Consider the following 17312-nt stretch of genomic DNA (forward strand, 5'->3'; position numbering starts at 1 on the left):
CATCCACCAGGAACCACCGTGGACGTATCTCCCCTTGAAATCGTGGGCGCGCATGTCGCCAACAAGCAGGCCAACGCGGCCCAGGAAGTGCAGCTGGCCGTGCTGAAGAAGGCGATGGACATGCAGGGCGCAGGTGCCATTTCGCTGCTGAACAGCCTCACCGGCAACCTGCCGCTGGCCACCAGCGGCAGCGTGGGCACGCAACTCAATCTGCTGGCCTGAGGTCGCTGCGCTGCGCGCAATCCCATGAACGCCGAACCGCACGATGCCAACTCGAAGCCCCAGGGCGCAGGCCCTGTGGTGCAGATCGACCTGGACGCTGCCTGCCAGCCGGTGCCGCGCCTGCTGTTCGTGGAGGCCGCGCGCCGCGCGCTCAAGCTCATGGGTCACAAGCTTCAGACCGACCTGCAAGCGCTGGAGTCGTATCCGGTCATCCCCGGCATCGAAGACCTGCCTTCGCTGGAGCTGGGCATGCAGTACATCCAGCACCAGTTCGTCTCGGCGGGGCAGCCCCAGGCGGTGGCCATGGCGGCGGCCCTGCGTTTCGTGGCGGTCATGTTCACGCGCCGCTACCAGTACAACTATCAGGACCTTCGGGTTGGCCACGACAGCGGCACGCTGTTCTGGGCGCCGAGTGGCCCGATGCTGGCCGCGGCGGCGAACATCCCGTTGCAACTCTGGGCGATCGATTGCCCGCGTTTCGTCGAAGCGGAGCTCATCCGCGCCGCGCACGCGATCCACCGAAATTTCGACCATTTCGACGAAGGCGCGTTGATCTATATAGAGCGGTTCATCTAGAACCGCCCGGTGCCGCAGACTGCGGTCGATGCGGGGCGTTCCCGTGACCCACGGCACGGCGGGTTGAACCAATCCCGTGCACCCTGTGTCTTATGACACCTGCGGCTTGTTCGCCGCTGCCTACATTGGGCTCAAGGGCAAGCGTCCGTCTTTGCTCCAGGAGCTCTCATATGCACCACACCACCCACACCCAACGCGTCATCCTGGTCGATGACAGCGACAACGACAACTTTTTCCACGACATCGCCCTGCGCAAGTGCGGCTTTGGTGGCGAGATCAGGATCTACGACAAGGGTGAGGACGCGCTCGCGTTTCTGCTGCAGGACGGCGTGAGCGTGCCCACCCTGATGTTCATGGACATCAACATGGCCGGCATGGGCGGCTTCGAGCTGGCCCGAGCGCTGGACGAGCAACTGAAGCCTGGCGTACCGCTGCAGCTGCACATGCTGACGTCTTCTTCCTGGTCGGTGGACAAAGCCACATGCGATTCGATCGGCCGAATCCAGAGTTACCTTGTCAAACCCCTGACGCAGGAAACGGCGGCCGCGCTGATCGACCTGTGCTGACCTCTGTGCAACAAGTTCAAGACATGCCCACCCCGATTCCAGCCAACGAACCCGATCGTCTGGCTGCGTTGCGGCGGCTGCAGATCCTGGACACGCTGCCCCAAAAGGCGTTTGACAGCATCACCAGCCTGGCTGCCGGCATCTGTGGCACACCGATCGCGCTGATCTCGCTGGTGGATTCCAACCGCCAGTGGTTCAAGTCGCGGTTGGGCACCGAGCTGGCGGAGACCTCGCGCGACGAGGCGTTCTGTGCCCACGCCATCATGGAGCCGAGTGAAGTGCTGGTGGTGAATGACGCCACGCACGATGAGCGCTTTCACAACTACCCCATGGTGCGCAAAGGCGATCTGATGTTCTATGCCGGCGCGCCCATCGTCACCTCCGACGGCGCCGCGTTGGGCACTGTGTGCGTCATCGACAGCGTGCCGCGCCAGCTTGACGACGCACAACTCAACATGCTCAAGCACCTGGCCGATCTGGCCATGGAGCTCATCGAACACGAGCGAAGCCGCCGCGACCAGTCCGATCACATGGTCGAGCAGATCGTGAAAGGTCATCAGATCGTTCGTGATGTGCTCAACGAGGGCCGGGACATGGCCGCCTTCATCGACCGCGATCACTGCTACCTCTTCGTCAACCCGGCGTTTCAGCGCTACTGGATCCGGGAGCCGCAGGAGATCATGGGCATGCAGGTGCAAGACCTGATCGATCCCACGAGCTACCGCGCCCTGTTCAAGCCCAGCCTCAACCAGGCGCTGGCGGGCCACGAATCGCAGTTCGCACTGGAACTGGGGTTTCCGGGCATGGGCGTGCGCTACCTGGAGGTCACGCACACGCCGGCGCGAGACGGTGGTGAGGTTCATGGCGTGGTTGAGCGCACACGCGACATCACCGCGCGCAAGCAAAGCGAACGACAGCTGGATGAAGCCGTGAAGGAGCTGCAGGCCAAGCGCCTGGCCAACCGCAAATACGTCTACAGCGTCTCGCACGACCTGAAAGAACCGGTCAACGCGATCACCAACGCGACCCTTCTGCTGGCAGAGGGCGCCGCGCTGCGCGCCGACCCGTTGGAGACGCGCTGCCTTCGCATCGCCCAGGAAGCCAGTGCCAAACTGTCGCGCGTGCTGGAAGACCTGCGCCTGTACAGCGAGGTGGACATCAGCGACGTGCGGATGCAGCCGCACCCGGCTCACAGCATCTACGCCGGGGCTCTCACGGAGATCGAGGCCGAGCTGGAAGCCGGGGGCGTGGAGGTCGACCTGTTTGTTGCGGGCACCATCCGCGTGGATGCGCCGCTCCTGAGTCTGGCCATCCGCAGCATTCTGGGAAATCTGCTGAGTTCGGCGAACCGCCAGGGCTCGGTGCCGGGCGATTCGCTGGTGGTCATTCGATCGCAGGAAGAGCTGTTCACGCACCGCGTGGACATCACGGTGCAGCGCCGCAGTACCCCGCCCACCACCTCCGTGGTCGCCACTGTCGATGCCACCACCCGCCCGATGTCGGCACGGCGCACCCGAAAGCGGGCCATGGCCGATGTCCGCGAACTGGGGCTGGGCCTGTCCATTGCTTCCCACATCGTCGACCTGCACCAGGGCGTGCTGCAGATCGAGCTCAGGTCCGACGGCACCAATTGCTACTCCGTCATCCTGCCAGGCCCCGACAGGGCGATCGAGCTTCAACGCACCGGGACCGCCGCATGATCTTCACCACCCCGATCCAGCGGGTCGTTCTCATCGACGACAGCGAAAACGACAACTTCTTTCACGAGATCGCGCTGCGCAAGGCTGGGTTCGATGGAGAGATCCGGATCTTCGAAAGCGGTGAACGCGCACTCGAATTCCTGTTGCGAGACCAGATCGGCGTGTCCACCCTGATCTTGCTCGACATCAACATGCCCGGCATGAATGGCTTTGAGGTGGCGCGCGCGCTCACCGACCGGTTGCAGCCGCGCGCGGCCCTGCAGCTCCACATGCTGACCTCGTCGGCATGGTCGGTGGACAAGGCCGCGGCCCAATCCATCGGCATCATCCGAAACTACCTGGTCAAGCCTTTGACCAAGGAGACCGCTGCGACGCTGCTCGACGTCGAGTGCTTCATCTGACGCTGCCCGGCTGAGACGGTAGCAGCAGGGACAGCAGGTGCGCCAGCGGCGGGCTGGGCGGGCGGCCCCGGGCCGTGAGGCAGCCGAACACGCCCAACTGCTGCCGCACGGCGTAGCGGATGCAGGCCAGCATGCCGTGCGATTCGTAGCGCGCCGCCACCTCGGCCGGAATCACCGCGATCATGTCCGAGCGCACCAGCAGGTTCATGGTGGTGAGGATGGATGAGGTTTCGACAAGCCCGCGCGGCAGGCGGGCCTTGTTGCGGCGGAACTCCTGCTCCAGGACTTCGCGCATGGGACTGCCGCGCGGCTGCAGGATCCATGGGTGCTCGAGCAGCTCGGCAAAGGCCACGCGCGGTTTGTGGGCGAGCGGGTGGGTGGGCCCTGCCACCACGCTCAGCGCCTCGTCGGCCACCGGTTTGAACTCCATGTCGTCCAGCGCGCCTTCGGGCACGCGTCCGATGACCAGGTCAAGGTCGCCACGGCGCAGGGCGTCGGTCAGGCGATCGCTGGTGTCCACCATGATCTCGATGGCCAGCTGCGGATAGGTCTCGCGCAGCCGCAGCAACGACTCCGACAGCAGCTCCGGCGAGGCGGCCATGATGCTGCCGATGAAGAGCTTGCCGCTGCCGCCCTGCTCGATGCCGTCGAGCTCGCGCGTCAGCGCATCCAGGCTGCCCTGCAGCCCCTCAAAGTAGCCCAGCGTGCAGCGGCCCGATTCGGTGAGCTTCAGGCCCCGGCCCGCGCGCTCGAACAGCGCGTGCCCGAGTGCGTTTTCCAGCTCGTGCAGCATCTTGGTGGCGGCCGGCTGGGTCATGCCGAGTTCCGCGGCGGCCGCGCGCAGCGTGCCGCTTTTGCCGATGGCCAGCAGCAGCGCCACCTGGCGCATGCGCATGCGGTTCAGCAGCTGTTGGGTGGGGGAGGTGGCCATTGCTCAAATGATAACTCTGGGTTATCAATGGTTTCCAAACTTTCAATATACGGCGATCAATCGGCAACCTACCATCCGTTCGCCTCACACCACCATTCCCGACGGAGACACACCATGAAGACAATCAAATGGGCGCTGGCCGCGCTGGCGCTGGCCCTCACCACCGGCGGCGCGACCGCACAGGACTGGCCGCGCCAGAACGTGAGGATCCTGGTGGGCTCGTCGCCCGGCGGCGGCACCGACGCCATGGCGCGCGCCATCGCCGACCGGCTGGGCCCGCTGCTCAAGCAGAACGTGGTGGTGGAGAACCGCGCAGGTGCCTCCAACACCCTGGCTGCCGACCTGACCGCCAGGTCCACCGACGGGCACACCATGATCATGGGCGTGTCCACCGCGCACGCCATCGCGCCGCACCTGCTCAAGCTCAGCTACAACAACGACAAGGACCTGGTGCCGGTGGCCTTTGTGGGCTCGGTGCCCAATGTGCTGGTGGCCAACATGGCCCTGCCCGTGACCAGCGTGGACGATCTGGTGAAGCTTGCCAAGAGCCACCCCGGACAGCTCAACTACGCCACCAGCGGCTCGGGCAGCACGCAGCACATCGCGGCCGAGATGTTCAAGGACGTGACAGGTCTCTTCATCACCCACATCCCCTACCGCGGCAGCGCGCCCGCGCTGGTCGACCTGATGGGTGGGGCCGTGCAGGTCAGTTTCGACACCATGCCCTCTGTCATCGGCCATGTCCGCAACGGCAAGATCCGTCCGCTGGCGGTGGCCGCGGCCAAGCGCAACCCGCAACTGCCCGACGTGCCCACCATGGCCGAAGCGGGCGTGAAGGGCGTTGAGATGAGTGCCTGGTACGGCATCTACATGCCATCGTCCACGCCCAAGGAAGTCATCGCACGCGTCAATGCCGAGGTCAACAAGGTGATCGCCATGCCCGAAACGCAGGCTCGCCTCTCGGCCATCGGTGCCGACCTCACCCCCATGACACCCGAGGCCTTCCTGGCTTTCCACAACGCCGAGAACAAGCGCTACAGCGACCTGATCCGCCGCAAGAACATCAAGCTCGAGTGAGCACGAACCGCTGACACCCCGAGTCCCGAGGAGACCCTGTGAACCCGACCGACCTTCCCGTTGTTGCCCTGGCCCTGGGCGACCCCGCCGGCATCGGCCCCGAGCTGATCGCCCGCCTGCTGGGCCAGACCGATGCTGCCCGGCACGCCAACCTGGTGCTGGTGGGCGACCCCTGGCTGTGGGCGGCTGGCCAGGAGGTGGCGGGTGTTCAGGTTCCCACCATGCCGGTGCGCAGCTTCACCGAGGTGCGTGGGCGCGCCGATGCGCACACGCCGGCCTGGCTGGCGATGGACACGGTGGCGCCCGAGCAGGTGCAGCGCGGCCTGGCCCAGGCGCCGGGCGGTGCCTCGGTGCTGCGGGTGCTCAACGCCTGCATGGACGCGGCACAGCAAAGCGAGGTGGATGCGATCTGCTTCGCGCCGCTCAACAAGTTCGCCATGAAGCAGGGCGGCCTCAAACACGAGGACGAGCTGCACCACTTCGCCGAGTACCTCGGCGTGCAGGGCTACTTCTGTGAGTTCAACACGCTGGGCGAGCTGTGGACCTCGCGCGTGTCCTCGCACATCCCGCTCAAGGACGCCGCCAGCTTCCTCAGCAAGGACCGCATCAAGGACGCCGCGCGCCTGATCTACCGCTCGCTGCAGGCGGCGGGTTTCGCCCAGCCCAGGGTGGCGGTGGCGGCCTTCAACCCGCACGGCGGCGACGGCGGCACCTGCGGGCGCGAGGAGATCGAGATCATCGAGCCGGCGGTGCGCGAGCTCGCGGCCGAGGGCATCGCGGTGGGCGGCCCGTTCCCGGCCGACACCATTTTTCTCAAGGCGCGCGACGGCGAGTACCAGGCCATCGTGACCATGTACCACGACCAGGGCCAGATCGCGATCAAGCTCATGGGCTTCTCCAAGGGCGTGACCGTGCAGGGCGGCCTGCCGGTGCCCATCACCACGCCGGCCCACGGCACCGCCTACGACATTGCCGGCCAGGGGCGCGCCGATGTGAATGCCACCTACAACGCTCTGCGCATCGCTGTCCGCATGGGCGCCGCGCGCCTTGCCTGAACCCTTTCATCCCAACCTGACATTCCCATGAAGATCAAATCCGTCCGCGCCCGCGTGTTCGAGTGGAAAGGCAAGACCGTGCCTCCCCAGGGCAATTTCTGCTCCAACGCCATGGACCTGCTGTACTCGAACGCCGAGACCATGAGCACCTTCCGCTTCCATTCGTGGACGGTGGTGGAGATCGAAACCGACACCGGCATCGTCGGCCTGGGCAACGTGGCGCTGGCGCCCAAGATCGCCAAAGCCATCATCGACGAGTACCTCACGCCACTGGTGCTGGGCCAGGACCCCTGGGACTACGAATACCTGTTCCAGCGCATGTACCGCGGCACCCACGCCTGGGGCCGCAAGGGCGTGACCATGGCGGCCATCTCGGCCATTGATCTTGCGATCTGGGACATCCTGGGCAAGTCGGTCAACAAGCCGGTGTTCAAGCTGCTGGGCGGGCGCACCAAGGAAAAAATCCCCTGCTACTACAGCAAGCTCTACCGCACCGACCTCAAGGCCATGCAGGAAGAGGCGCAGACCTACAAGGACCAGGGCTTCAAGGCCTTCAAGATGCGCTTCGGCCATGGCCCGGGTCACGGCCAGCAGGGCGTGGTGGAGAACCTCAAGTCGGTGGAAGCGGTGCGCGAGGTGATTGGCTACGAGAACGATTTGATGCTCGAGTGCTACATGGGTTGGAACCTGGAGTACGCCAAACGCATCCTGCCCAAGCTGGTGAAGTACGAGCCGCGCTGGCTTGAAGAACCGGTGATCGCCGACGACATCGACGGCTACGCCGAACTCAACCAGCTCACCGACATCCCGATCTCGGGTGGCGAGCACGAGTTCAGCCTCTACGGCTTCAAGCAGCTGCTCGACAAGAAGGCGGTGAGCGTGGTGCAGTACGACACCAACCGCGTGGGCGGCATCACCGCGGCGCACAAGATCAACGCGCTGTGCGAGGCCTACAGCGTCCCGGTGATCCCGCACGCCGGCCAGATGCACAACTACCACCTGACCATGAGCACGCTGGCCTCGCCCATGAGCGAGTACTTTCCGATGTTCGATGTGGAGGTCGGCAACGAGCTGTTCTATTACATCTTCGACGGCGAGCCCGTGGCCGAGAACGGTTTCCTGGACCTGCGCGACGACGTGCCCGGCCTGGGCCTCACGCTCAAGACCGGGTTCCTCGACCAGTTCAACATCATCGGCTGAGCGCGCGATGAACCGACGCTACAAGGGCGTGTTCCCGGTGGTGCCCACCACCTTCCATGAAGACGGCACGCTCGATCTCGAAAGCCAGAAGCGCTGCCTCGACTTCATGATCGACGCCGGCTCCAACGGCCTGTGCATTCTGGCCAACTTCTCCGAGCAGTTTTCGCTGTCGGACGCCGAGCGCGAAACCCTCACCCGCGTGGCGCTGGAACACGTGGCGGGCCGCGTGCCCGTGATCGTGACCACCACCCACTACGGCACCGCCGTGTGCGCCGAGCGCAGCCGGCGCGCGCAAGAGCAGGGCGCGGCCATGGTGATGGTGATGCCGCCGTACCACGGCGCCACCTTCCGCGTGCCCGAGGCGCAGATCTTCGAGTTCTACGCGCGGTTGTCCGACGCCATCGACATTCCCATCATGGTGCAGGACGCGCCCGCCAGCGGCACGGTGCTCTCGGCGCCATTCCTCGCGCGCATGGCCAAGGAGATCGAGCAACTGTCCTACTTCAAGATCGAGACCGCAGGCGCGGCCAGCAAACTGCGCGAACTCATCCGCCTGGGCGGCGACGCGATCGAAGGTCCGTGGGACGGTGAAGAAGCCATCACCCTGCTGGCCGACCTGGACGCGGGCGCCACCGGCGCCATGACCGGCGGCGCGTACCCCGACGGCATCCGCACCATCATCGACCCGTATCTCACGGGGGACCGCGAGGCCGCGGTGGCGGCGTATGCGAAGTGGCTGCCGCTGATCAACTGCGAGAACCGCCAGGGCGGCATCCTGAGCGCCAAGGCATTGATGAAGGTCGGCGGCGTGATCGCCTGCGAGGCCTCGCGCCATCCCTTCCCTGCCATGCAGCCCGAGGTGCGCGCGGGCCTGCTCGACGCCGCGAAACGCCTTGATCCCCTCGTGCTGCGCTGGGGCCACTGACATGGTTCACGGCAACTTCATCGCGGGCGAATGGCTCGCGGGCAGCGGCTCGGCGCCCAACGTCAACCCCTCCGATCTGGCCGACGTGGTGGGCGAGTACGCGCTGGGCGATGCTGCGCAGGTCGGTGCCGCAGTGGCGGCCGCCCGCGCCGCCTTTCCCGCCTGGTCCATGTCCGGCATCCAGGCCCGCAGCGACGCGCTCGACCGCATCGGCAGCGAGATCCTGGCGCGCCGAGAAGAACTGGGTGAGCTATTGGCGCGCGAGGAAGGCAAGACATTGCCCGAGGCCATCGGCGAGGCCACGCGCGCCGGCCACATCTTCAAATTTTTCGCCGGCGAATGCCTGCGCCTGGCGGGCGAGCTGCTGCCCTCGGTGCGCCCCGGCATCGGCGTGGAAATCACGCGCGAACCGCTCGGTGTGATCGGCCTGATCACGCCCTGGAACTTTCCCATCGCCATCCCCGCCTGGAAGATCGCGCCGGCTCTGGCCTACGGCAACTGTGTGGTCATCAAGCCGGCCGACCTGGTGCCCGGCAGCGCCTGGGCGCTGGCCGAGATCATCAGCCGCGCGGGCCTGCCTGCCGGCGTGTTCAACCTCGTCATGGGGCAGGGTCGCACGGTGGGCGAGGCGCTGGTGAACCACCCCGGCGTGGACGCCATCAGCTTCACCGGTTCGCAGGGGGTGGGCCAGCGCATCGGCCAGGCCTGCATGGCGCAGCACAAGAAGGTGCAGTTGGAGATGGGCGGCAAGAACCCGCAGGTGGTGCTGGACGACGCCGACCTCGCCAGCGCCGTGGAGCTGTGCACCCAGAGCGCCTTCTTCTCCACAGGGCAGCGCTGCACGGCGTCGAGCCGGCTCGTCGTCACCGACGGCATCTACCCGGCCTTCATCGCGGCGCTGCAGGCGCGCGTGGCGGCGCTGCGGGTGGACGACGCGCGCAAGCCCGGCACCGAGATCGGCCCGGTGGTGAGCCTGGCGCAGCTGGAGCAGGACCTCGCCCATGTGGAGATCGCCCGGGCCGAAGGCGCCGCGCTGCTGTGTGGCGGGCAACGCCTGCAGCGCGAGACCGAGGGTTTTTACATGGCCCCGGCCCTGCTGGCAGACACCGAGCCCGCCATGCGCATCAACCGCGAAGAGGTGTTCGGCCCGGTGGCCAGCGTGATCCGTGTGCAGGACTACGACGAGGCCCTGGCGGTGGCCAACGACACGCCGTACGGCCTGTCGGCCGGCATCGCCACCACCAGCCTCAAGCACGCCACGCACTTCAGGCGCCACGCGCAAGCGGGCATGGTCATGGTGAACCTGCCCACGGCGGGCGTGGACTACCACGTGCCTTTTGGCGGCAGAAAAGGCAGCAGTTACGGGCCGCGCGAGCAGGGGCGCTTTGCTGCCGAGTTCTTCACCACGGTCAAGACGGCCTACACGCTGGCCTGAGGGCGCAGGGGCCCGCCAGTTGGCCACCGCCGCTCAGGCCCAGATCACCGCTTGTGGCTGCTCGTACCACTGCGGGAGGTGCGGTGCCAGCGCGGCTTCGATGCGGCTGCGCTTGATCTTCATGGTGGGCGTGAGGCAGCCGTTCTCGATGCTCCAGGGCTCGCGCGCCACCGCCAGGAACTGCAGCTGCTCGTGGCTGGCCAGCTGCGCGTTCACCTGACTCATCAGTTCGGTCAACGCCGCCGTCACCTGTTCACGCACCGTTGCGTCGGCCAGCCGCGGGCGCAGGGCTTCGTCGAGCACCAGCGCCGCGTACGGCGTGGCCTGCCCCACACCCGAGACCAGGGCCAGCTCCACCATCGGGTGCGCGTTCAGCAGGTTCTCGATCGGCACGGGCGCGATGTACTTGCCCTTGGCGGTCTTGAAGAGTTCCTTCTTGCGCCCGGTGATGCGCAACACGCCGGCCTCGTTGAGCACGCCCAGGTCGCCGGTGCGGAAGAAGCCGTCGTCGGTGAAGGCTTCGGCATTGAGCTCGGGTTGCCTGTAGTAGCCCGCCATGCGCCCGGGCGACTTGACGAGGATTTCGCCGTCCTCGGCCAGCCTTGCCTGCACGCCGGGGTAGGGCTTGCCCACGTGGCCGGGCAGCGAAGCGTCGCCATCGCCGCCGTGCGAATAGGCGAAGTCCTCGGTCATGCCGTAGCCCTCGAACAGGTTCAGGCCCAGGCGCCGGTACCAGACCAGCAGCTCGGCCGGCAACGGGGCCGAGCCGCTGCCGGCGTTCTTCACCTGGTCCAGCCCCAGACTGGTGAGCACCTTCGCGCCCACCGCAGAGGCGGTGGCCGGGTCGTCGAGCAGGGCGTCGAGCTGCGCTGCCGGCAACCTGGCCAGCACGCCTTGCTGGAACTTGGTCCACAGGCGCGGCACCGAGATGAACAGCGTGGGCCGCGCGCGTTGCAGGTCCTCCATGAAGGTGGCGGCGGTGTCGGTGAAATACACCTGCATGTCACCGCGTACGAAAGCCTGGCACTCCACCCAGGCGCGCTCGAAGCAGTGAGCGAGTGGCAGGTAGGACAACACGCGCAACGCCGTGCCTGTGAACCGGTGGCGCATTTCGTCGACGATGCACTCGGTGGCCGCGCTCACGCTGCCGAAGGTCTGCATCACGCCCTTGGGCTGACCGGTGGAGCCCGAGGTGTAGAGCAGCAGGGCCAGGTCGTCGGCGGCACGGGTGGGTTGGCCTGCCATCGGCGCGGTGCGCGCCACGATGTCGTGCCACTGCTCGAAGCCGGTGTCGGGTGCCAGCGGCAGGGCGATGCAGGGCAGCGATGGCGGCACGCCGGACGCTTGTTTGGGCCAGTCGTCGAGCTTGCCCACGAACAGCAGGCGGGCTTCGCAGTGGTCCAGCACGTAGCGGATGTTGTGGGCCGATTCGGTGGGAAAGATCGCCACCGTGGTGCCCCCGGCCATCCAGACGGCCAGGTCCACCATGAAGAAGTGGGCGCTGTTCTTGGCCAGCATGGCGATGCGCGCGCCGGGCTCGAAGCCCCGGGCCTGCAGGTGGGCGGCCATGCGCCGCGCCTGGTCCATGGTCTGGCCCCAGGTGAATGTGACCACTTCGCCGTTGCCCGCGGGCTGCGTGAGGAAGGGTTCGTCCCGCCGCAGACGTTCGTGTTCAAAGGCGTATTCCAGCATCAACCTGGCCATTGGCCGTCTCCTTGCAAGGGCTCGAAATGGCCCGGACCCGTGCGCATTGGGCCCTTTTTGAGGTCGGCGGCGCATGGGGGTTTGTCCGGTGATGGGGATTCGTCCACATAAAGCGCATAATCGACGCGTGCGACTGTCCATCAGTTGCACAAGCTAGGTGATCGGTCAGTTTCGCGCGCTACGGCGGTACTTCTTGGATTTGTTGTGCTTTCGGGACCCCATCGCTTTTGTTTCATGTGTTTTTTGAGGAGTCCCCATGGGCAATAAACTTTACGTCGGCAACCTGCCGTACACCGTCCGCGACGAAGACCTGCAACAGTCTTTCAGCGAATTCGGCTCTGTTTCCAGCGCCAAGGTCATGATGGAACGCGACACCGGTCGCTCCAAAGGCTTCGGTTTTGTCGAGATGGGCAGCGATGCCGAAGCGCAAGCCGCTATCTCCGGCATGAACGGTCAGTCGCTCGGCGGCCGCAGCATCACCGTGAATGAAGCCCGTCCGATGGAGGCACGTCCTCCCCGCACCGGCGGCTACGGCGGTGGTGGCGATCGCTCCGGCGGCGGCGGCTACGGTGGTGGCGGCGATCGCTCCGGCGGTGGCGGCTACGGCGGTGGCGGCGGTGGACGCGGCGGCTACTAAGCCCTGCGCTGCTTCAGCCTCGCGCTGAGCAAAGCCCAAAAGGCCTCGGAACTTCGGTTCCGGGGCCTTTTTTCGTTGGGCGCGTCACCGCGTCAGGGCAGGTCAGCGATCTCCGGCACGGCGGCAGGAATGGAACCTGTTTCGCCCAGATATGCCTGCGCCAGCGCGCCGTCGGCCGCGATCTCGGCCGAGGTGCCTTGCGCCACGATCCGGCCTTCTTCCATCACGTAGGCGCGGTCGGCCAACGCCAGCGCCAGACCGGCCATCTGGTCCACCAGCAGCAGCGTCATGCCTTCGCGGCGCAGCACATCGAGCGCGGTGAACAACTCGGCGATCACCTTGGGCGCGAGACCCAGCGAGGGTTCATCGAGCAGCAGGATGCGCGGGCGCGACATGAGGGCGCGCGCGATCGCCAGCATCTGCTGCTCACCGCCGGAGAGCAGACCGGCTCGCTGGTGCAGGCGCTCGCGCAGGCGCGGGAAACGCCGCAGCTGTTCTTCCACCCGCGCTTCGCGATCGTCGGTCTGCAAAAAGGCGCCCAGGCGAATGTTGTCGAGCACGCTGAGCTCGGGGAACACCTGCCGGCCCTCGGGCACCAGCACCACGCCTTGCGCCACCACCTGTTCGGCACCCATGTTCATGAGCTCGCGGCCTTCGAGGTGGATGCCGCCCTGGACGGGGCGGTGCAGGCCAGCGAGTGCCTTCATCAGCGTGGACTTGCCCGCGCCGTTGGCGCCCAGCAGCGCCACCACCTCGCCGCACCTGACCTGCAGGTCGATGCCGTGCAGCACCGGCTCGGCGCCGTAGCCGGCCACCAGTGAGCCCACGCCCAGCATCTCGGGTCGGTTCGCGTTGGTGTCGCGCGGTATTGACGCGGTGGTCTCCAACGCCTCTCCAAGATAGGCCAGTTGTACCGCCGGATCGGCTTGGACTTCAACCGGTGTGCCCACCGCCAGCCGCACCCCGGCATCGAGCACGACCACCTGGTGGCTGATGTCCATCACCAAGGGCATGTCGTGCTCGACCAGCAGCACGGTGAGGCCCGCGTCGGCAATGCGCTGCAGCAGCGTGCCCAGGCGCAGCTTGTCCTCGCGCGAGAGACCGGCAGCGGGCTCGTCGAGCAGCAGGGCATCGGGGTCGGTGGCGAGCGAGCGGGCGATCTCCACCAGTCGCCGGTCCACATGGGGCAGGTCGCCGGCCATCGTGTCGGGGTGGCCGGTGTAGCCGCAGAAGGCCAGCAGTTGTCGTGCCTGTTCCATGAGCGCGGGGGCGCTGCGCCGTGCGTTGCCCAGCAGAGGGCCAAGTGCGCCGCGCTGCATGGCCAGCACCACGTTGTCCTGCACGCTGAGCGAGCCGAAGAGTTGCGACGTCTGATACGTGCGCGCCACGCCACGGCGCGAGATCTGCATGGCGTTCTGCCCTTGCAGTGCTCGACCGCCGAGCGCAAAGCCGCCTGCCGTGGGCAGGTAGAAGCCACCGAGCATGTTGAGCGCGGTGGACTTGCCCGCGCCGTTGGGGCCGATCAGGCTGGTGACCTGGCCGGCCTGCGCGGTGAAGTGCAGATCGGACACGGCGCGCACGCCGCCGAACTGCATGGTGAGGCCTTGTGCGCTGATGGGCTGGCGTGGGCGGGCGGGCAGGGCCAGCGTGGCGCTGGCGGGTGTGGGCACACCCGTTGCGCTGCGCGGCCACAGGCGCTCGCGCAGGCGACGCACCAGGCCAGCCACGCCGTCGGGCGCGACCCACAGCACCAGCAGCAGCATGGCGCCGAAGAAGAGCAGGCGGTATTCCTCCAGGCCCGAAAGCAGCTCGGGCAACAGGCCGACGATGACCGCGCCCACCAGCGGGCCGGCCACCGAGCCGGCGCCGCCGATCATCACCACCAGCACGAACAGGATGGACTGCACGAAGCCAAACGTGTGCGGCGTGACGAAGCCCGAGAGCGGCGCGAACAGCGCGCCGGCCGCGGCCGCGCACAGGGCCGAGATGGCAAACGCCACGGTCTTGATGGCCAGCGGGTTCAGGCCCACCGATTCGGCGGCGGTCTCGGCATCGCGTACCGCACGCATGGCCGCGCCCCAGGTGCCGCGCGAGAGCCAGGCGTAGGCCGCCAAGGCCAGAGCGGCGGCGCCGATGGCCAGCAGCGCCATGGCGCGTTCGCCCTGGGCCAGGCCGCCGAGCGACGGCGCGGTGAGACCCATGATGCCGTTCTGCCCACCGGTGAGGCCGCTGGCCTCGACGATGCTGTGCTCCACGATCAGACCAAACGCGATGGTGATCATGGCCAGATAGGGGCCCTTCACGCGCAGCGCGGGCAGGGCGACCAGCGCGCCGAACGCACCGCCGATGAGCGCGGCGATCGGCCACACCAACCAGAAACTCAAACCGGTCCTGGTGGTGAGGATGGCCATGGTGTAGGCGCCAATGGCATAGAAGCCCACATGGCCGAACGAGACCTGGCCGGTGAGCCCGACCAGCACATTGAGGCCCACGCCGACGATGGCCAGCAGCGCCACGTTGGCCAGCACGAAGACCCAGTAGCCGTTGAGCGTGAGCGCGAGGATGGCGCCCAGTGCCAGCACGGCGGCCACCGCGGTGATCTGCCAGCCGGTGCCCAGCCCGAGCAAAGGACGGGTGGTTCTGGAGGGGCTCAAGCTCATACCTTCTTCACCTCCGCACGGCCAAACAGCCCGTTGGGCCGCCAGGCCAGCGCCACGATCACCAGCGCGAACGTGATGATCTGCGTGTAGCCCGAGCCGAGGTGGGAGGTGATCGTGGCCTCGACCAGGCCAAACAGCAGGCCGGCGATCATCACGCCCCAGGCGCTGGTGATGCCGCCCAGGATGGCCACGGCAAAGGCCTTCAGGCCGAAGAGCGTGCCCATGTCGGAGTGCACGTTGAAGAGCGGCGCGATGAGCACGCCGGCCACCCCGGCAAACAACGTGGACAGCGCGAACGCCACCGCCACCGCGCGCCGGATCGGAATGCCCATGAGTCGCGCAGCCGAGCGGTTCTGCACCACGGCCAGCATGGCGATGCCCCAGCGCGTGCGGCGCGAGAGTGTGTGCAGCACGGCGGCCAGCGCCAGGCCCACCACCGGGATCAGCAACTGCAGCGGGTAGACGCCGAGGTTGGTGCCGGCGATCTCCAGCGGGGACTGCGCCAAGGGAGACGGCAGGCTGCGCGGCTCCTTGCCGTAGGTGAACATGACCACGTTGTCGAGCACCATGCCCATGGCCACCGTGGCCATGAGCCAGGCGTCCGAGCCGCGGTTGACGAAGGGCCGCACCGCGAGCACCTCGACCAGCAGGCCATAGAGCGCACACAGGGCCAGCGCCAGGATCACCGCGGACCAGCCGGGCCAACCGAAGGTCTGCGCGAAGGTGAAGGTCAACACCGCGCCGAGCATCATGGAGCTGCCCTGCGCGAAGTTGACCGTGCCCGAGACGGCGTAGGTCACGTAGAACCCCAGCGCCATCAACCCATACATGCTGCCCAGGCCGAGGCCGCTGACCAGCGCTGACAACTCCAACATCCAAAGTCCTTGTGAAAAAGAAAAAGGCCGGGCCAGCCGCCGGGCCGCCCCAAGGCAGGCCCAGCCCCCTCGGGGGGCAGCGACCCGCGAAGCGGCGGAGCGTGGGGGCGTTAGTTCACAGGAACAATGCGGTTGTCGATGAACTGCGCCCAGACGTAGTCATCCGACGTGACGGCGTCGTGCACCGTCGGGGTGAACGGCTTCGCGTAGGTCTTGATCAGGCCTTCGTATCTGTCGATTTTGTAGAAGCCCTGGCGCACCGCCTCACCCTGCGTGGAGCCGGCGGCCTGGATGGCGAGTGCCGCGAGGTGGGTGGCGTCGTACGCATTGGCCACGCCCACGGCCGGCGAAATGTCGGCGGGGGTCTTCACGTTGGGGTACTTGGCCATCATGGCCTTGATCACGCGCTCGCCCACCGGGCCTTGCTTGCCGAAGAAGCTGTAGGTCTGCACGAAATGCACCTCTTTGGCGTTGGGGCCGGCGAGTTCGGTGAAGCGGCCGCCGGCCGGGCCCCAATGAGAGACCACCGGCACCTTCCAGCCCATGCGGTCGAGCGACTTCACCACCTGGGCCGAGGGGCCGACATTGCCCACCATGAACAGGGTGTCGGCGCCAGCGGCCTTCAGGCGCGTGAGCTGCGGGACCATGTCCACATCGTTGGCTTCGAACTTTTCCACGCCGGCGGGCACCACCCCCTTGGCCGCCATCGCGGCCTTCAGGCCTTTTTCGTTGCTTTCGCCCCAGGGGTTGTTCACCAGGATCAGGCCCGGCTTCCTGGCGCCGAAGTTCTTCTGCGCGTAGGCCAGCATGCCCATGTCCACGATCTCGTCCACCGCCGACACGCGGAACGCGTAGTTGGACTCGGCGCCGTTCTTGGTGATGCCGGTGCCCGCGGCCCATGGGCCCATGAACGGCACCTTCTCCTGGTTGATCAGCGGCACGATGGCCATGGACACGGGGGTGTCCAGGCCGCCGAAGACCACCGCCACTTTTTCACGGTAGATCAGTTCGCGCGCGGCGATCACGCCCTTGGCCGGGTTGGCCTCGTCGTCGCGGCGCACCAGCTCCAGCTTGCGTCCACCCAGCAGGCCGCCCTTGGCGTTGATCTCGTCGATGGCGATCTGCATGCCGCGCGTGATGGACTCACCGGCCAGCGCCGACTGGCCCGAGAGCGCGGTGACCAGGCCGAGCTTGATGGGCTCGCCCGACTGGGCCAGGGCATGGCCGGCGAGCGTGGTGCCGGCGAGGGCGAATCCGGCGGCGAGAAGGGCGCGGCGGGTGGACTGGACAGGTGAGGACATGGCAGGACTCCAGATGAAGTGAGGGAAGGGCGGAGATGACCCGGGCC

General features: G+C 66.9%; 16 protein-coding genes. 11 read left to right on the forward strand and 5 right to left on the reverse strand.

Features of this window, described 5'->3' with window-relative positions; translation table 11 throughout:
- Nucleotides 1-18: 18 nt before the first annotated feature.
- The 5 genes from V6M63_RS23425 to V6M63_RS23445 all read left to right on the forward strand — a co-directional run bounded on the left by V6M63_RS23425 (nucleotide 19) and on the right by V6M63_RS23445 (nucleotide 3465).
- The gene (locus tag V6M63_RS23425; protein ID WP_332745839.1) at nucleotides 19-222 is read left to right on the forward strand and encodes a YjfB family protein; all 204 of its coding nucleotides are present in this window, start codon (nucleotides 19-21) and stop codon (nucleotides 220-222) included.
- A gap of 24 nt (nucleotides 223-246) precedes the next feature.
- Nucleotides 247-798: a hypothetical protein gene (locus tag V6M63_RS23430; RefSeq protein ID WP_332745841.1), complete on the forward strand. Its 552-nt coding sequence runs from the start codon at nucleotides 247-249 to the stop codon at nucleotides 796-798.
- 170 nt (nucleotides 799-968) lie between these two features.
- A complete protein-coding gene (locus tag V6M63_RS23435) occupies nucleotides 969-1364 on the forward strand; it encodes a response regulator (RefSeq protein ID WP_332745843.1) in 396 nt (131 codons plus the stop codon).
- A gap of 23 nt (nucleotides 1365-1387) precedes the next feature.
- Entirely contained in the window at nucleotides 1388-3064 is a 1677-nt protein-coding gene (locus V6M63_RS23440; protein ID WP_332745845.1) for a PAS domain-containing protein, read from the forward strand.
- Nucleotides 3061-3465 carry a response regulator gene (locus V6M63_RS23445; RefSeq protein WP_332745847.1) on the forward strand — a complete coding sequence of 135 codons (405 nt, stop codon included), beginning with the start codon at nucleotides 3061-3063 and terminating at the stop codon, nucleotides 3463-3465. Before V6M63_RS23440 ends, V6M63_RS23445 begins: the two co-directional genes overlap by 4 nt.
- Here V6M63_RS23445 and V6M63_RS23450 read toward each other — a convergent pair.
- Nucleotides 3458-4396, reverse strand: coding sequence for a LysR family transcriptional regulator (locus tag V6M63_RS23450; RefSeq protein WP_332745849.1), 939 nt, complete (start codon nucleotides 4394-4396; stop codon nucleotides 3458-3460). The two genes, V6M63_RS23445 and V6M63_RS23450, sit on opposite strands and share 8 nt — an antisense overlap.
- Before the next feature lie 114 nt (nucleotides 4397-4510).
- On the opposite strand from V6M63_RS23450, the gene V6M63_RS23455 reads away from it, so the two are divergent.
- Genes V6M63_RS23455 through V6M63_RS23475 form a run of 5 tightly spaced genes read left to right on the forward strand, consistent with a single transcriptional unit; the run spans nucleotide 4511 to nucleotide 10088 of the window.
- The gene (locus V6M63_RS23455; RefSeq protein ID WP_332745851.1) at nucleotides 4511-5473 is read left to right on the forward strand and encodes a Bug family tripartite tricarboxylate transporter substrate binding protein; all 963 of its coding nucleotides are present in this window, start codon (nucleotides 4511-4513) and stop codon (nucleotides 5471-5473) included.
- A gap of 38 nt (nucleotides 5474-5511) precedes the next feature.
- A complete protein-coding gene (locus V6M63_RS23460) occupies nucleotides 5512-6528 on the forward strand; it encodes a 4-hydroxythreonine-4-phosphate dehydrogenase PdxA (RefSeq protein WP_332745853.1) in 1017 nt (338 codons plus the stop codon).
- Nucleotides 6529-6555: 27 nt separating this feature from the next.
- On the forward strand, nucleotides 6556-7728 hold the full coding sequence (locus V6M63_RS23465) for an L-rhamnonate dehydratase (protein ID WP_332745855.1): 1173 nt from the start codon (nucleotides 6556-6558) through the stop codon (nucleotides 7726-7728).
- A gap of 7 nt (nucleotides 7729-7735) precedes the next feature.
- Nucleotides 7736-8653: a dihydrodipicolinate synthase family protein gene (locus V6M63_RS23470; protein ID WP_332745857.1), complete on the forward strand. Its 918-nt coding sequence runs from the start codon at nucleotides 7736-7738 to the stop codon at nucleotides 8651-8653.
- Between the two features lies 1 nt (nucleotide 8654).
- The gene (locus tag V6M63_RS23475) at nucleotides 8655-10088 is read left to right on the forward strand and encodes an aldehyde dehydrogenase family protein (RefSeq protein ID WP_332745859.1); all 1434 of its coding nucleotides are present in this window, start codon (nucleotides 8655-8657) and stop codon (nucleotides 10086-10088) included.
- A gap of 33 nt (nucleotides 10089-10121) precedes the next feature.
- On the opposite strand, the gene V6M63_RS23480 is transcribed toward V6M63_RS23475, so the two are convergent.
- Nucleotides 10122-11792, reverse strand: a complete 1671-nt coding sequence (locus tag V6M63_RS23480) for an AMP-binding protein (protein ID WP_332745861.1) — start codon at nucleotides 11790-11792, stop codon at nucleotides 10122-10124.
- Nucleotides 11793-12048: 256 nt separating this feature from the next.
- On the opposite strand from V6M63_RS23480, the gene V6M63_RS23485 reads away from it, so the two are divergent.
- Entirely contained in the window at nucleotides 12049-12429 is a 381-nt protein-coding gene (locus tag V6M63_RS23485; protein ID WP_056276955.1) for an RNA recognition motif domain-containing protein, read from the forward strand.
- Between the two features lie 92 nt (nucleotides 12430-12521).
- On the opposite strand, the gene V6M63_RS23490 is transcribed toward V6M63_RS23485, so the two are convergent.
- The 3 genes from V6M63_RS23490 to V6M63_RS23500 form a co-directional block, all read right to left on the reverse strand.
- A complete protein-coding gene (locus V6M63_RS23490) occupies nucleotides 12522-15083 on the reverse strand; it encodes a branched-chain amino acid ABC transporter ATP-binding protein/permease (protein WP_332745863.1) in 2562 nt (853 codons plus the stop codon).
- A gap of 2 nt (nucleotides 15084-15085) precedes the next feature.
- Nucleotides 15086-15964, reverse strand: a complete 879-nt coding sequence (locus V6M63_RS23495; protein ID WP_332745865.1) for a branched-chain amino acid ABC transporter permease — start codon at nucleotides 15962-15964, stop codon at nucleotides 15086-15088.
- Nucleotides 15965-16074: 110 nt separating this feature from the next.
- Nucleotides 16075-17265 (reverse strand): ABC transporter substrate-binding protein, encoded by a 1191-nt coding sequence (locus tag V6M63_RS23500; RefSeq protein ID WP_332745867.1) that lies wholly within the window; start codon nucleotides 17263-17265, stop codon nucleotides 16075-16077.
- Between the last annotated feature and the right edge of the window lie 47 nt (nucleotides 17266-17312).

Source organism: Hydrogenophaga sp. (assembly GCF_036675665.1).
Taxonomy (GTDB): domain Bacteria; phylum Pseudomonadota; class Gammaproteobacteria; order Burkholderiales; family Burkholderiaceae_C; genus Hydrogenophaga.

Bases quoted from the DNA above. Each gene is read 5' to 3' on its own strand.
- V6M63_RS23430 (WP_332745841.1), top strand. From the start codon at position 247: ATGAACGCCGAACCGCACGATGCCAACTCGAAGCCCCAGGGCGCAGGC.
- V6M63_RS23500 (WP_332745867.1), bottom strand. From the start codon at position 17,265: ATGTCCTCACCTGTCCAGTCCACCCGCCGCGCCCTTCTCGCCGCCGGA.
- V6M63_RS23455 (WP_332745851.1), top strand. From the start codon at position 4,511: ATGAAGACAATCAAATGGGCGCTGGCCGCGCTGGCGCTGGCCCTCACC.
- V6M63_RS23465 (WP_332745855.1), top strand. From the start codon at position 6,556: ATGAAGATCAAATCCGTCCGCGCCCGCGTGTTCGAGTGGAAAGGCAAG.
- V6M63_RS23450 (WP_332745849.1), bottom strand. From the start codon at position 4,396: ATGGCCACCTCCCCCACCCAACAGCTGCTGAACCGCATGCGCATGCGC.
- V6M63_RS23435 (WP_332745843.1), top strand. From the start codon at position 969: ATGCACCACACCACCCACACCCAACGCGTCATCCTGGTCGATGACAGC.
- V6M63_RS23445 (WP_332745847.1), top strand. From the start codon at position 3,061: ATGATCTTCACCACCCCGATCCAGCGGGTCGTTCTCATCGACGACAGC.
- V6M63_RS23475 (WP_332745859.1), top strand. From the start codon at position 8,655: ATGGTTCACGGCAACTTCATCGCGGGCGAATGGCTCGCGGGCAGCGGC.
- V6M63_RS23480 (WP_332745861.1), bottom strand. From the start codon at position 11,792: ATGGCCAGGTTGATGCTGGAATACGCCTTTGAACACGAACGTCTGCGG.
- V6M63_RS23440 (WP_332745845.1), top strand. From the start codon at position 1,388: ATGCCCACCCCGATTCCAGCCAACGAACCCGATCGTCTGGCTGCGTTG.
- V6M63_RS23485 (WP_056276955.1), top strand. From the start codon at position 12,049: ATGGGCAATAAACTTTACGTCGGCAACCTGCCGTACACCGTCCGCGAC.
- V6M63_RS23470 (WP_332745857.1), top strand. From the start codon at position 7,736: ATGAACCGACGCTACAAGGGCGTGTTCCCGGTGGTGCCCACCACCTTC.
- V6M63_RS23495 (WP_332745865.1), bottom strand. From the start codon at position 15,964: ATGTTGGAGTTGTCAGCGCTGGTCAGCGGCCTCGGCCTGGGCAGCATG.